The organism is Streptomyces sp. NPDC024698 (assembly GCF_055559015.1).
Genome location: NZ_JBVHLK010000008.1, coordinates 273,575 through 287,044, shown reverse-complemented (window position 1 = coordinate 287,044; position 13,470 = coordinate 273,575). Strand labels below are relative to the sequence as shown.

Genomic DNA, 13,470 nt, shown 5'->3' with positions numbered 1-13,470 from the left:
ATCCCCCTTACGAGGGCCCGTTCCCAACCCAGGGAGCGGGCCCTCGTGCGTCGTTAAGGTGAACCCATGAGTGCACCCACCCGCTTCGACCGCGGCCACACCGACGACCTCATGTCCTTCCTCGCGGTGAGCCCCACGCCGTACCACGCCGTGGCGACCGCCGCCGAGCGGCTGGAGAAGGCCGGATTCCGTCAGGTCGCCGAGACCGACGCGTGGGACGGGACCAGCGGCGGGAAGTACGTGCTGCGCGGAGGGGCGATCATCGCCTGGTACGTGCCGAAGGGCGCCGACGCCCACACACCCTTCCGGATCATCGGCGCGCACACCGACTCCCCGAACCTGCGGGTCAAGCCGCTCCCCGACACCGGAGCGCACGGCTGGCGGCAGATCGCCGTGGAGATCTACGGCGGACCGCTGCTGAACTCCTGGCTCGACCGGGACCTGGGCCTGGCCGGACGGCTGTCGCTGCGGGACGGCTCGACCCGCCTGGTCAACATCGACCGCCCCCTGCTGCGCGTGCCGCAGCTGGCCATCCACCTGGACCGCTCCGTCACCAGCGAGGGGCTCAAGCTCGACAAGCAGCGCCACCTCCAGCCCGTCTGGGGACTCGGCGACACCCGCGAGGGCGACCTGATCTCCTTCCTGGAACAGGAGTCGGGACTGGGCGCGGGCGAGGTCACCGGCTGGGACCTGATGACCCACTCCGTCGAACGGCCCTCCTATCTGGGCCGCGACAACGAACTGCTCGCCGGACCGCGCATGGACAACCTGCTGTCCGTGCACGCGGCCACGGCCGCGCTCGCGGCGGTCGCGGCGGACGGCTCCAAGCTCTCGTACATCCCCGTCCTCGCCGCCTTCGACCACGAGGAGAACGGCTCCCAGAGCGACACCGGAGCAGACGGACCGCTGCTCGGCGGTGTGCTGGAACGTTCTGTCTTCGCCCGCGGCGGCTCCTACGAGGACCGGGCCCGCGCCTTCGCCGGCACTGTCTGCCTCTCCTGCGACACCGGCCACGCCGTGCACCCCAACTACGCCGAGCGGCACGACCCGACGCACCACCCGCGCGCCAACGGCGGCCCCATCCTCAAGGTGAACGTCAACAACCGCTACGCCACCGACGGTTCGGGCCGGTCCGTGTTCGCCGCCGCCTGCGAGAAGGCGGGCGTGCCCTTCCAGTCCTTCGTCTCCAACAACTCGATGCCCTGCGGCACCACCATCGGCCCCATCACGGCGGCACGGCACGGCATCAGAACGGTCGACATCGGCGTGGCCATCCTGTCCATGCACAGCGCCCGCGAACTCTGCGGCGCAGACGACCCGTTCCTGCTGACGAACGCGCTGGTGGCGTTCCTGGAGGCATAGCCCCGGCCGCGAAACCCACGTCGAGTTGAGGTGGAGCGCGCCGCCGCCACGAGCGGCGGCGCGCGATGCGGGGAACCGCCTCCGCATGGCCCGCGAGGTCCCGGGTACCCGGAACAGGTCCGGAACGACTCGGAGTTGCCATCACAAGGAGACGACACCCATGGGCCTGGGCGGATGCATCATCCTCATCGCCGCGGGGGCGATCCTCACGTTCGCGACCGACTGGCACATGCAGGGGGTCAACCTTCATCTGGTCGGCGTGATCCTCATGATCGTCGGACTGATCGGCGTGACCACCTTCAGCAGCATCGCCAGGCGCCGGCGCGTGGTCGTACCGCCCGCGGCGACCGTCGTGGACGACGACCGGCGCCGCCGCGACGGCTACTCCGACGGATACGGCGTCTGAGTCCGCTCAGCCGTCCATGCCCGCGAGGACCAGGGGCAGCCGGTCCGCTCCGCTCTCGGTGAGGCGGACCGGCACCCCCCAGTCCTGCTGGTGCACATGACAGGCCGGGTACTCGTTGTCCGGGTCGTCGTCGCAGGACGCCACCATCGCCGACACGTGCAGCACGCCTTCCGTGACCGCCGGGTTCAGCTGGACGGCCCGTGAGAGATCCGTGCCGGCGCCCTCACCCGCGAGCAGCAGCTCGGGCGGTGTGGCCGAGACGAGGAGCCGGGTCGACGGGCCGTAGCGGGTGTCCAGCTTCTGCCCGGCCGGCGCCTGGAAGATCACGTCCAGCCTGACGGCCCCCGGGGTGACCTCGGTGGCCGCGCGCTGCGTGCGATGGGCGACCGACTCGACCCGTACGGCCTCCTCGGGCAGCCGCAGCCGGGTCAGCCGGTGCCGGGCCGACTCCACCACCACGATGTCGTCCCCCACCAGCACGGCGTCGCTCGGCTCCCGCAGATCCGTGGCCAGTGTGGTCACCTCACCCGTCGCGGGGTCGTAGCGGCGCAGCGCGTGGTTGTAGGTGTCGCAGACCGCGACCGAACCGTCGGGGAGCGCGGTGACACCCAACGGGTGCTGGAGCAGGGCCTGTCCGGCGGCCCCGTCGCGGTGCCCGAAGTCGAAAAGACCGGTGCCGACCGCCGTGTGCACGACCTCGTCCAGGTCGACCCAGCGCAGTGCCGAGGTCTCGGAGTCCGCCAACCACAGCCGGTCGGCCGTCGCGGCGAGCCCCGACGGCTGCGCGAACCAGGCCTCGGGTCCCGGTCCGTCGACCAGCCCCTCGTTCGTCGTGCCCGCGGTGACCGCCACACCCTCCGTCGCCGGGTCGTACGCCCACAGCTGGTGCACCCCGGCCATGGCGATCCAGATCTTCCCGCCGAACAGGGCCACGTCCCACGGCGAGGACAGATCGATCTCACGCGCCGGACCCGACGTCGGCGACCCCTGCCACCACTGGCGCCCGGTGCCCGCGAGGGTGGAGACCGCGCCGGTCGCGAGATCGACCCGGCGCAGCGCGTGGTTGACGGTGTCCGCGACGACGACCGTGCCCTCGTCCAGCAGCGCGAGGCCCTGCGGCTCGCTGAACCCCGCCTTCTCGGCGGCGCCGTCCACGAAGCCCCGGCCGCCCGATCCGATACGCCGGACGACCGTCTCGCCGTCCTCCTCCAGCTCCACGAGCTGATGCCGGGTCGTGTCGCTGACCAGCAGATTCCCGTTCGGCAGGGCGAGCGCCTTGCCCGGGAAGCGCAGCACGGTCGGCTCGGGTTCGGGCGCCACGTACGGCCCGTCGCCCCGGCGCAGGGTGCCCTTCGCCGCGTGCTCTGCCTCCAGCTCCTCCACCAGCCGCTCGATGGCGTGGGCATGCCCCTCGCCGGCGTGCTGGGCGACGACGTACCCCTCGGGGTCGATCACCACGAGCGTCGGCCAGGCCCGTACGGCGTACTGCTTCCAGGTCGCGAGCTCCGGGTCGTCGAGCACCGGGTGCTCCACCCCGTAACGCTCCACGGCGTCGACCACCGCCTGGTGCTCCGCCTCGTGCACGAACTTCGGCGAGTGCACCCCGACGATGACGACGGTGTCCCGGTGCTTCTCCTCCAGCTCCCGCAACTCGTCCAGGACGTGCAGGCAGTTGATACAACAGAAGGTCCAGAAGTCCAGGATCAGGATCCGGCCCCGGAAGTCGGCGAGCTTCAGATCCTTCCCACCCGTGTTGAGCCACCCGCCCTTCCCCACGAGCTCGGGAGCACGGACACGGACACGGCGCGGGGCGGAGGAAGCAGCGTTCATGCGATCAAGGGTGCCACCCTGCCGGGTCCCGGACTCAGCCCGTCGGCCTACCGGCGGCGTTTCGGGGCGTTCGGCGGGGAACCGGTGACGGCATGAGATACCTCGTGCGCGACCGGCTGCTGGGTTTCGGTGACGACTACTGGATCGAGGACGACCACGGCAACAAGGTCTTCCTCGTCGACGGCAAGGCCATGCGGCTGCGGGACACCTTCCAGCTGAAGGACACCCGCGGACGCGTCCTGATCGACATCCACCAGAAGATGCTCGCGCTGCGCGACACGATGATCATCGAGCGGGACGGCGATCCGCTCGCGACCATCAAGCGCAAGCGTCTGTCCCTGCTCCGCAATCACTATCGGGTGTCGCTGGTCGACGGCACCGAACTCGACGTCAGCGGAAAGATCCTCGACCGTGAGTTCGCCGTCGACTACGACAACGAACTCCTCGCCCAGATCTCCCGGCGCTGGCTCCACCTCCGCGACACCTACGGCGTCGACGTCGTACGCGACGACGCCGATCCGGCGCTGCTGATCGCGGTCGCGGTGTGCGTGATCCATCTCGCGGAGAAGGAGCGAGGGGACGACTGACGGTACGGGAGGGCGGCACCCGTCCCGGGGACTTCGGGTTCCGGGTCCCCGGCCGGGTGCGGGCGTCCGGCACGGGTGGTGGGGGGAGACCCCGGCCGGCCGGACGCGCGCGGTGGTCAGCGGGCCGGGGTGTCCAGGCCCAGCAGACGGTCCTTCAGGGCCGGGAACTGCTCCCGGGTCGCCGCGACCTTGGCCGGGTCGAAGTCCACGGTGAGGATCTCCTCGCCGGGACCCGCCTCGGCGAGGACCTCGCCCCACGGGTCGACCACGATCGAGTGACCGGCCTGGGGAACTCCCGCGTGCGTACCGGCCGTTCCGCAGGCGAGGACGAACGTCTGGTTCTCGACGGCACGCGCCTGCGCGAGCAGGGTCCAGTGGGCACGGCGCCGTTCGGGCCAGCCCGCCGAGAGGACGAGGGTCTGCGCCCCGGCGTCGACGAGCCCGCGGAAGAGCTCGGGGAACCGGAGGTCGTAGCAGGTGGCCAGGCCGAGGACGGTCTCCGGCAGCCGCACCGTCACCAGGTCCGTGCCCGCGCCCATCAGCACGGCCTCGCCCTGGTCGAAGCCGAAGCGGTGGATCTTGCGGTAGGCGGCGACGAGTTCACCGGCGGGGGAGTACACCAGGGAGGTGTTGTAGAGGGGGGCCTCGGCCACGGTGCCGGTCCCGGACGCGGCGAGCTCGGGGATCGAGCCGGCGTGCAGCCACACGCCCGCGTCGCTCGCCGCCTTGCTCATCGCCTCGTGGGTCGGCCCGTCCAGCGGTTCGGCCTGCTCACGGAACTCCTCGTAGGCGAAGGCGCCGGTGGTCCACAGCTCGGGGAGCACGACGAGATCGGCTCCGGCCTGATCCCGTACCAGGTCCGCCACCCGGAGCCTGCGGGAAGCGACCGATTCGTCTTCGTTTACGTCGATCTGGAGGAGCGAGGCGCGCACACTACCACCGTCCTGGCATTCGAGCCGTCCATACGGGCCTACGATCGTCACACGAAAGCACTGCCGGGGTGCCTCACAGCAGCGTAACTTAGCGTCCCAAGACACCCGCTGCCTGTGCACTGCCCGCGTCCAACCGCCCGAGGGGTCCCGTTCCGTGAGTCTGCATCCGAGTCTTCAGTCCTACGCCGACGCCTGGGCCCACTCCATCGAAGCGATATCCGAGCTGGTGCAGCCGCTGGTGGAGGGCGAGTGGAACCGGCGGACCCCGTGCCCCGGCTGGTCGGTCCGTGACATCGTCTCGCATGTCATCGGGATGGACTGCGAGATGCTCGGCGACCCCCGGCCGATCCACACCCTGCCCCGCGACCTCTACCACGTGACGAACGAACACCAGCGGTACATGGAGATGCAGGTCGACGTGCGCCGCCACCACACGGCGCCGGAGATGACCTCCGAGCTGGAGTACACGGTCATCCGCCGCAACCGGCAGCTGCGGAACGAGTCGCGGCAGCCCGACGCCAAGGTGCGGGGTCCGCTCGGCACCGAGATCACCCTCGAACAGGCCATGCTCAACCGCGCCTTCGACGTGTGGGTGCACGAGCAGGACCTGCGGTACACCCTGGGCCGGCCCGGGAACCTGGACTCCCCCGGTTCGGCGGTCGTGCGGGACCAGCTGCTGGCCGCGCTGCCGAAGGTCGTCGCCAAGGGCGCGGGGGCGCCGGCGAACTCCGCGGTCGTCTTCGACGTGCACGGTCCGGTCGAGTTCCTGCGCACCGTCCGTGTCGACGCCGACGGGCGCGGAACGATAGACGGTGCGCCCTCCCTCGGTCCCGCGGTGAGCCTCGGCCTCGACTGGGAGACCTTCGTCCGGCTGACCTGCGGCCGCGTCCACCCCGACACCGTGTCCGACCGCATCAAGGTCGAGGGCGATCCCGATCTGGCCGCGGCGATCCTGCGCAACCTCGCCGTCACGCCGTAGCGGACGGGGCGGACGGGCGGACAGGCCGTCCGGGCACGGGCAAAGGGGCGGGGCGTTCCCTCGCCCGCCCTTCCGGTCGGCTCGCCCGCCCCTTCCGGTCACTCGGCCGCTCCGGCCCCGGTCAGCGGCAGGGGCAGCGGGGAGAGCGGCAGGGGCGGTACGGGCTTCGGGCGGTCACGCCGGTACGTGCACCGTCTCCACCCGGCTGGCCACGAGCCGTTCCCGCTCCCGGCGGGCCGCCTCCTTCCGCAGCCGGAAGATCTGGCTCAGCCCGGCCGCCTGGAGCACGAACACGGAGGCGAAGGCGATCCGGTAGTTGTCGCCGGTGGCGTCGAGCAGGACACCGACGGCCAGCAGCGTCGTCATCGAGGCGACGAAACCGCCCATGTTGGTGATCCCGGACGCCGTTCCCTGGCGCTCCGGCGGATTCGCCGGGCGCGCGAAGTCGAAGCCGAGCATCGAGGCCGGCCCGCAGAACCCGAGCACCGTGCACAGCACGACCAGCAGCCACATCGGCGCGTGCTCGCCGGGGTACACCAGCACCCCAGCCCACGCGACCGCCGTCGCCGCGACCGTGCCCAACGCGAGCGGCAGCCGGGCGGTGTGGTGCCGGGCGACGATCTGTCCGTAGACCAGCCCCGCGCCCATGTTGGCCAGGACGACGAGGGTCAGCAGCTCACCGGCGGTGGCCCGGGTCAGTCCCTGCGCCTGGACGAGGAACGGCATCCCCCACAGCAGCAGGAACACCATCGCCGGGAACTGGGTGGTGAAGTGCACCCAGAGGCCCAGCCGGGTGCCGGGTTCGCGCCAGGCGGCGGCGATCTGCCGGCGGACGTAGGCGGCGCCCCGGTGGGGGAACGGCTCCGGCCGGTGGCCTTCGGGGTGGTCCTCCAGGAACAGCAGCAGCAGGACCAGGACGAGCACACCGGCCCCGGCGCTGCCGGCGAACGCGGTCGTCCAGCCCACCCCGTGCAGCAGACGGGCGATCACCAGCGTCGAGACAAGATTGCCGGCCATGCCGGCCAGGCCCGCGAACTGCGCGACGAGCGGTCCGCGCCGGGCGGGGAACCAGCGGGTGCCGAGCCGCAGCACGCTGATGAAGGTCATCGCGTCACCGCAGCCCAGCAGCGCGCGCGAGGCCAGCGCCATGCCGTACGAGGTGGAGAACGCGAAGCCCAGTTGCCCCGCCGTGAACAGCACGACGCCGATGGTCAGCACCTTCTTGGTGCCGAGCCGGTCGACCAGCAGCCCGACGGGTATCTGCATGCCCGCGTACACGAGGAGCTGGAGGATGGAGAAGGTGGACAGGGCGGAGGCGCCCACGTGGAAGCGGTCCGCCGCGTCGAGCCCGGCCACCCCCAGGGACGTACGGAAGATGACCGCGACGAAGTAGACCGAGACGCCGATGCCCCAGACGGCGATCGCGCGCCGGCCGCCGGGCGGGTCGCCGGGCAGGGTGGCGGGGGAGCTCATCGGACCTCGCCCCGCGCCAGGTTGGAGAACCAGCTGACGTGTCCGTGGATGAGGCCGACGACCGCGTCGGCGTCGCCGGAGCGCAGCGCCCGGAGGATCTGCTCGTGCTCGACGAGCGTCTTGGTGATCCGGTCGGGGTGGGCGTGCATCACGGCGACCCCCATCCTCAGCTGGCGGTCGCGGAGCTGGTCGTAGAGCCGGGAGAGGATCTCGTTGCCGCCGCTGCGGACGATCTCGGCGTGGAAGCAGCGGTCGGTGACGGCCGCGGCGGCCAGGTCCCCGGCGGCGGCCTGCTCCTTCTGCCGTTCGAGCAGTTCCTCCAGCCGGGCCAGGAGCTGCGGCGACGCCGGTACGGCCTTGCGCGCCGCGTGCTCCTCCACGAGCTGGCGGGTCTCGACCACGTCCGCGATCTCCTGGGCGGAGACCGGCAGGACGAGCGCGCCCTTCTTGGGGTAGAGCTTGATCAGCCCCTCGGCCTCCAGGCGGAGCAGCGCCTCGCGGACCGGGGTGCGGGACACGCCCACGGCGTCGGCGAGTTCGCCCTCGGTGAGCAGGGCCCCGCCCTCGTAACGGCGCTCCAGGACCCCGTCCTTGACGTGGGCGTAGACGCGATCTGCCGCCGGCGGCTGTTTGGCGGGGAGTTGCACGGGCGCGGGTGGGGCGGAAGGCATGCGCACATCATAGATACAACACGTACGCATGGCCGGGGGCATTTCAGCATGCGGACCCCAACGGGCCCTGCCCGTAACCCAGGTCACATGAATTTCATCCGTTTGCCGTGCATCCCTTCGCCCGTCCCAGGAGTCTGAACGTGGGACGGCACCGTCATGTGCCGTTCTCCCAGGGGCATTTCGCGCATACGGAGCATTCATTTTGATTACCGGCATTAAGGGCACGCGTTTCCGCAAGGCCGCCGCTGTGACCCTCACGACCGGCGCCGTGCTGGCGGCCGGAGCTTTCGGCGCCGCGCCGGCGGGCGCCGTCGCCACCCCCACGATCACCGCCAAGGGCGGTTATGTGATGAACAACGGGACGGCCGCGTCCCTTTACAGCAAGGCGGCGGACACCAAGCTGTCCACCGGTTCCACCACGAAGATCATGACGGCCAAGGTGGTTCTGGCCCAGCCGAACCTGAACCTGGACGCCAAGGTCACGATCCAGAGGGCGTACAGCGACTACATCGTCGCCAACACCGCCTCCTCGGCGCACCTGATCGTGGGCGACAAGGTCACCGTCCGTCAGCTCCTCTACGGTCTGATGCTGCCGTCCGGCTGCGACGCCGCCTACGCGCTCGCCGACAAGTTCGGCTCGGGCACGACGCGCGCCGCCCGCGTGAAGTCGTTCATCGGCAAGATGAACGCTGCCGCGACCAGCCTGCACCTGACGCACACGCACTTCGACTCGTTCGACGGCATCGGCAACGGCAACAACTGGTCGACGCCGCGTGACCTGACGAAGATCGCCAGCAGCGCCATGAAGAGCTCCACGTTCAAGACGGTCGTCAAGACCGTCTCCACGAAGCAGAAGGTGACGACCGCGAGTGGCGGCTACCGCTACTACACGTGGGAGAACACCAACAAGCCTCTGCTGACCGGCTACACCGGCACCATCGGCGTCAAGACGGGTTCGGGCCCCGAGGCTCACTACTGCCTCGTCTTCGCCGCCACCCGTAACGGCAAGACGGTCATCGGCACGGTGCTCGCCTCCACGTCGATCACCAACCGCACGTCCGACGCCAAGAAGCTGATGAACTACGCCTTCGCCAGGTAGAGCGGTCCGACGGAAAGGGGCCTGCCGCGCGGTGCGCGGCAGGCCCCTTTCCGTTCGGCGCCGGACGGCTTACGCCCAGGTGATCAGCCGCTTGGGCTGCTCCAGGACGGCCGCGGTGTCCGCGAGGACCTGCGATCCGAGCGCGCCGTCGACCAGGCGGTGGTCGAAGGAGAGCGCCAGGGTGGTGACCTGACGGGGCTTGACCTTGCCCTTGTGGACCCACGGCTGGAGCTTGATCGCACCCACCGCGAGGATCGCGGACTCACCGGGGTTGAGGATCGGCGTGCCCGTGTCGACGCCGAAGACGCCGACGTTGGTGATCGTCACCGTGCCGCCCTGCATCGCGGCCGGCGAGGTCTTGCCCTCGCGGGCCGTGGCCACCAGCTCGCCCAGCGACTCGGCCAGCTGCGGCAGGGTCTTGGTGTGGGCGTCCTTGATGTTCGGCACGATCAGCCCGCGGGGCGTGGCGGCGGCGATGCCCAGATTCACATAGTGCTTCTGGACGATCTCCTGGTTGGCCTCGTCCCAGGACGCGTTGACGTCCGGGTTGCGCTTGATCGCGACCAGCAGGGCCTTGGCGATGAGCAGCAGCGGGTTGACCCGCAGCCCCTGCATGTCCTTGTCCTGCTTGAGCTCCTCGACCAGGCGCATCGTGCGCGTCACGTCGAGGGTCACGAACTCGGTGACGTGCGGGGCGGTGAACGCGGAACCGACCATCGCGGTGGCGATCGCCTTGCGGACACCCTTGACCGGGATCCGGGTCTCGCGCGCGCCGTCGAAGGACGCGGCCGGAGCCGGGACCTGCGGCTGGACGGGGGCCGGGGCCTCCTGCGGAGCCGGGGCGGCCACGGGGGCCGGTGCCTGCGCCGGGGCGGCCGCCGCGTGCACGTCCTCCCGCGTGATGATGCCGTCCGGGCCCGAGGGGGTGACCGTCGCCAGGTCGACGCCGAGGTCCTTGGCGAGCTTGCGGACCGGGGGCTTGGCCAGGGGCCGCTCCCGGACCACGGAGCCGTGGCCGTGGCCGTTGAGCTCGCCCTGGATCGCGGTGGCCGCGTAGAGCGTCTCGCTCTGCTGGGCCGGGGCCTCGGTGCCCTTGCGGGGGCGGCGCTTGGTGGAGGACTCCGCCACGCCGTACCCGACGAGGACCGGCTTGCGGCCTCCGGGCTTGGCCTCCGCCTCGGGAGCCGCCACCGGAGCGGCGGCGGGAGCCGGAGCCGCGGGGGCCTGTGCGGCGGCCGGGGCGGCCGGGGCGGCCGGCGCGGACGCCGTCCCGCCGGACACGTCCACCGTGATGATCACCTGGCCGACGTCCACCGTCGTGCCCTCGGGGAAGCGGAGTTCGCTCACCACACCGTCGTACGGGATCGGCAGCTCGACCGCGGCCTTGGCGGTCTCGACCTCGCAGACGACCTGTCCGTCGGTGACCGTGTCACCGACCTGGACGTACCACTTGAGGATCTCCGCCTCGGTGAGCCCCTCGCCCACATCGGGCATCTTGAACTCGCGGAGTCCCGACGCGTTCTCAGTCATCGTCGTCACGACTCTCTCCTAGTACGCCAGCGAGCGGTCGACGGCGTCGAGCACCCGGTCGAGGCCCGGAAGGTACTCCTCCTCCAGGCGGGCCGGCGGGTACGGGGCGTGATAGCCGCCGACCCGCAGGACGGGCGCCTCCAGGTGGTAGAAGCACCGCTCGGTGATACGGGCCGCGATCTCCGCGCCCGTCCCGAGGAACACCGGTGCCTCGTGCACCACGACCAGGCGGCGGGTCTTCTCGACCGAGGCCTGGATCGAGTCGAAGTCGATCGGGGACATCGAGCGCAGGTCCAGGACCTCGATCGACTTGCCCTCCTCCTGCGCGGCCGCGGCGGCCTCCACGCAGACCTTCACCATCGGGCCGTACGCGACCAGGGTGAGGTCGCTGCCCTCGCGGGCCACCCGCGCCCTGTGCAGCGGGCCGGGGATGGCGTCCTTGTCGACCTCGGCCTTGTCCCAGTAGCGCCGCTTGGGCTCGAAGAAGATCACCGGGTCGTCGCTCTGGATGGCCTGCTGCATCATCCAGTAGGCGTCGCCCGCGTTCGAGGGAGAGACCACCTTCAGGCCCGCCACGTGCGCGAAGAGCGCCTCGGGGGACTCCGAGTGGTGCTCGACCGCGCCGATGCCGCCGCCGTACGGGATACGGATGACGACGGGGAGCTTGATCTTGCCCAGCGCCCGCGCGTGCATCTTCGCGAGCTGGGTGACGATCTGGTCGTACGCCGGGAAGACGAATCCGTCGAACTGGATCTCCACGACCGGGCGGTAGCCGCGCAGGGCCAGGCCGATCGCGGTGCCGACGATGCCCGACTCGGCGAGCGGGGTGTCGATTACCCGGTCCTCGCCGAAGTCCTTCTGAAGCCCGTCGGTGACCCGGAAGACACCGCCGAGCTTGCCGACGTCCTCGCCCATGATGAGGACCTTGGGGTCGGTGTCCAGGGCCGTGCGCAGCGATTCGTTGATCGCCTTGGCCAGCGCCATCTTTTCCGTCGTCATGGCTACTTGCCCTCCCCCGCGTCCGCGAACGACGCCTGGTAGGCGGCGAACTGGGCGCGCTCCTCGTCGACGAGCGCGTGCCCGTCCGCGTACACGTTCTCGAAGATGGCGAACTTGTCCGGGTCGGGCATGGCCCGCACCACATCGCGCACTCGCTTGCCCAACGCCTCGCTCTCGGCCTCGAGTTCCGCGAAGAATCCCTCGTCCGCGTGGTTTGCGGACTCCAGGTAGGCGCGCAGGCGCAGGATCGGGTCCTTCGCCTCCCACGCCTCGCGCTCCTCGTCGGCCCGGTACTTGGTCGGGTCGTCGGAGGTGGTGTGCGCGCCCATGCGGTAGGTGTAGGCCTCGACCAGGGTGGGGCCCTCGCCGTTGCGGGCCCGCTCCAGCGCCCAGCGGGTCACCGCGAGGCTGGCGAGCACGTCGTTGCCGTCGACGCGGACGCCCGGGAAGCCGAAGCCCTGCGCGCGCTGGTACAGCGGCACGCGCATCTGGCGCTCGGTCGGCTCGGAGATCGCCCACTGGTTGTTCTGGCAGAAGAACACCACGGGAGCGTTGTAGACCGCTCCGAAGTTGAAGGCCTCCAGGACGTCGCCCTGGCTGGAGGCGCCGTCACCGAAGTACGCGATCACGGCCGAGTCGGCACCGTCCTTGGCGACGCCCATGGCGTAGCCGGTGGCGTGCAGCGTCTGCGAGCCGATGACGATCGTGTACAGATGGAAGTTGTTGCCGTTCGGGTCCCAGCCGCCGTTGTTCACGCCCCGGAACATGCCGAGCAGGTTGGTCGGGTCGACTCCGCGGCACCAGGCGACGCCGTGCTCGCGGTAGGTCGGGAAGACGTAGTCGTCGTCGCGGGTGGCCCGGCCCGAACCGATCTGTGCGGCCTCCTGGCCGAGCATCGAGGCCCACAGGCCCAGCTCGCCCTGGCGCTGGAGGGAGGTGGCCTCCGCGTCGAAGCGGCGGCTCAGGACCATGTCCCGGTACAGACCGCGCAGCTCCTCGGGGGTGATGTCGGCGACGTACGGGTCGTACGTGGCGTCCTTGACCCGCTTGCCTTCCGGGGTCAGCAGCTGAACGAGCTCAGGCTCGCCGCCGGTCGCCCCGAGCGGCTTCTTGGCGGCCGCGCCGGTGCTCCTGCTCGCGGCGCTCTTGGTACCGGTCGTACTGGCGCTCGCTGCGCTCTTCGTACCTGCGCTGCGTCGCGGCTTGCGCGCGGCAGTGCTCTCCACGGTCACGTGTGCTCCTCCGTCGGTCCGGCCCCCGGGGTTGCCGGAAGGCTGGGGTCCCCCTCGCTCGCGGTTCGAGCTCGGGAGAGCGGCTCGCCTGTTCCGGCACCCGTGCACGGGGTGGGTGCCACTCGGCCGGGAACAGGCGTGACAGGTGCCCCGGCGAGCGCCCTGCAACTGCCACGTTACCCAGTGCTTCACATTTCTGTGAAACCCCTCCTGACCTGCGATTTTTATAGGAAATCCAAGTACTTGGAAACGTGGATTTCCTACTAGATCGAGCAGATCGGAACAGTCGCTGGTCACAGCACTGGTCACAGCCTTGCAGGGGGCCGGAACACCGGCACGTTATCCCGGCCACCCCGGGCTCGGGAAGAGT

General features: G+C 70.6%; 12 protein-coding genes. 5 read left to right on the top strand and 7 right to left on the bottom strand.

Going from position 1 to position 13,470, the window contains the following annotated elements; all coding sequences use genetic code 11:
• Positions 1 to 66 precede the first annotated feature (66 nt).
• Both ACZ4AA_RS21035 and ACZ4AA_RS21030 read left to right on the top strand, forming a co-directional pair.
• The gene (locus ACZ4AA_RS21035) at positions 67 to 1,362 is read left to right on the top strand and encodes a M18 family aminopeptidase (RefSeq protein ID WP_467604173.1); all 1,296 of its coding nucleotides are present in this window, start codon (positions 67 to 69) and stop codon (positions 1,360 to 1,362) included.
• 160 nt (positions 1,363 to 1,522) lie between these two features.
• On the top strand, positions 1,523 to 1,768 hold the full coding sequence (locus tag ACZ4AA_RS21030; RefSeq protein WP_467604170.1) for a DUF6458 family protein: 246 nt from the start codon (positions 1,523 to 1,525) through the stop codon (positions 1,766 to 1,768).
• Positions 1,769 to 1,774: 6 nt separating this feature from the next.
• Here the strand turns inward: ACZ4AA_RS21030 and ACZ4AA_RS21025 are convergent, their stop codons facing one another.
• The gene (locus ACZ4AA_RS21025; protein ID WP_467604168.1) at positions 1,775 to 3,598 is read right to left on the bottom strand and encodes an NHL domain-containing thioredoxin family protein; all 1,824 of its coding nucleotides are present in this window, start codon (positions 3,596 to 3,598) and stop codon (positions 1,775 to 1,777) included.
• Between the two features lie 92 nt (positions 3,599 to 3,690).
• On the opposite strand from ACZ4AA_RS21025, the gene ACZ4AA_RS21020 reads away from it, so the two are divergent.
• A complete protein-coding gene (locus ACZ4AA_RS21020; RefSeq protein WP_467604165.1) occupies positions 3,691 to 4,185 on the top strand; it encodes an LURP-one-related/scramblase family protein in 495 nt (164 codons plus the stop codon).
• Between the two features lie 116 nt (positions 4,186 to 4,301).
• Here ACZ4AA_RS21020 and ACZ4AA_RS21015 read toward each other — a convergent pair whose 3' ends face one another.
• Entirely contained in the window at positions 4,302 to 5,117 is an 816-nt protein-coding gene (locus ACZ4AA_RS21015) for a carbon-nitrogen family hydrolase (protein WP_467604162.1), read from the bottom strand.
• Positions 5,118 to 5,271: 154 nt separating this feature from the next.
• On the opposite strand from ACZ4AA_RS21015, the gene ACZ4AA_RS21010 reads away from it, so the two are divergent.
• Positions 5,272 to 6,096 carry a maleylpyruvate isomerase family mycothiol-dependent enzyme gene (locus tag ACZ4AA_RS21010; RefSeq protein WP_467604160.1) on the top strand — a complete coding sequence of 275 codons (825 nt, stop codon included), beginning with the start codon at positions 5,272 to 5,274 and terminating at the stop codon, positions 6,094 to 6,096.
• 174 nt (positions 6,097 to 6,270) lie between these two features.
• On the opposite strand, the gene ACZ4AA_RS21005 is transcribed toward ACZ4AA_RS21010, so the two are convergent.
• The gene (locus ACZ4AA_RS21005) at positions 6,271 to 7,569 is read right to left on the bottom strand and encodes an MFS transporter (protein ID WP_467604157.1); all 1,299 of its coding nucleotides are present in this window, start codon (positions 7,567 to 7,569) and stop codon (positions 6,271 to 6,273) included.
• Positions 7,566 to 8,240: a GntR family transcriptional regulator gene (locus ACZ4AA_RS21000; protein WP_467604154.1), complete on the bottom strand. Its 675-nt coding sequence runs from the start codon at positions 8,238 to 8,240 to the stop codon at positions 7,566 to 7,568. The genes ACZ4AA_RS21005 and ACZ4AA_RS21000 overlap by 4 nt, the downstream gene beginning before the upstream one ends.
• 202 nt (positions 8,241 to 8,442) lie before the next feature.
• On the opposite strand from ACZ4AA_RS21000, the gene ACZ4AA_RS20995 reads away from it, so the two are divergent.
• Entirely contained in the window at positions 8,443 to 9,339 is an 897-nt protein-coding gene (locus ACZ4AA_RS20995; RefSeq protein ID WP_467604150.1) for a D-alanyl-D-alanine carboxypeptidase family protein, read from the top strand.
• 69 nt (positions 9,340 to 9,408) lie between these two features.
• Here ACZ4AA_RS20995 and ACZ4AA_RS20990 read toward each other — a convergent pair whose 3' ends face one another.
• From ACZ4AA_RS20990 to pdhA, 3 genes are read right to left on the bottom strand one after another with little or no spacing between them, the layout of a single operon-like run.
• Entirely contained in the window at positions 9,409 to 10,878 is a 1,470-nt protein-coding gene (locus tag ACZ4AA_RS20990; RefSeq protein WP_467604146.1) for a dihydrolipoamide acetyltransferase family protein, read from the bottom strand.
• 9 nt (positions 10,879 to 10,887) lie between these two features.
• Positions 10,888 to 11,868, bottom strand: a complete 981-nt coding sequence (locus ACZ4AA_RS20985; RefSeq protein ID WP_467604143.1) for an alpha-ketoacid dehydrogenase subunit beta — start codon at positions 11,866 to 11,868, stop codon at positions 10,888 to 10,890.
• Positions 11,869 to 11,870: 2 nt separating this feature from the next.
• Positions 11,871 to 13,100 carry a pyruvate dehydrogenase (acetyl-transferring) E1 component subunit alpha gene (gene pdhA, locus ACZ4AA_RS20980; RefSeq protein WP_467604140.1) on the bottom strand — a complete coding sequence of 410 codons (1,230 nt, stop codon included), beginning with the start codon at positions 13,098 to 13,100 and terminating at the stop codon, positions 11,871 to 11,873.
• Positions 13,101 to 13,470: the final 370 nt, after the last annotated feature.

What these genes read in the sequence shown, in the direction of transcription:
- ACZ4AA_RS21035 (WP_467604173.1), top strand. Translation starts at nt 67, where the DNA reads ATGAGTGCACCCACCCGCTTCGACCGCGGCCACACCGACGACCTCATG.
- ACZ4AA_RS21005 (WP_467604157.1), bottom strand. Translation starts at nt 7,569, where the DNA reads ATGAGCTCCCCCGCCACCCTGCCCGGCGACCCGCCCGGCGGCCGGCGC.
- ACZ4AA_RS21000 (WP_467604154.1), bottom strand. Translation starts at nt 8,240, where the DNA reads ATGCCTTCCGCCCCACCCGCGCCCGTGCAACTCCCCGCCAAACAGCCG.
- ACZ4AA_RS21025 (WP_467604168.1), bottom strand. Translation starts at nt 3,598, where the DNA reads ATGAACGCTGCTTCCTCCGCCCCGCGCCGTGTCCGTGTCCGTGCTCCC.
- ACZ4AA_RS21020 (WP_467604165.1), top strand. Translation starts at nt 3,691, where the DNA reads ATGAGATACCTCGTGCGCGACCGGCTGCTGGGTTTCGGTGACGACTAC.
- ACZ4AA_RS20985 (WP_467604143.1), bottom strand. Translation starts at nt 11,868, where the DNA reads ATGACGACGGAAAAGATGGCGCTGGCCAAGGCGATCAACGAATCGCTG.
- ACZ4AA_RS21030 (WP_467604170.1), top strand. Translation starts at nt 1,523, where the DNA reads ATGGGCCTGGGCGGATGCATCATCCTCATCGCCGCGGGGGCGATCCTC.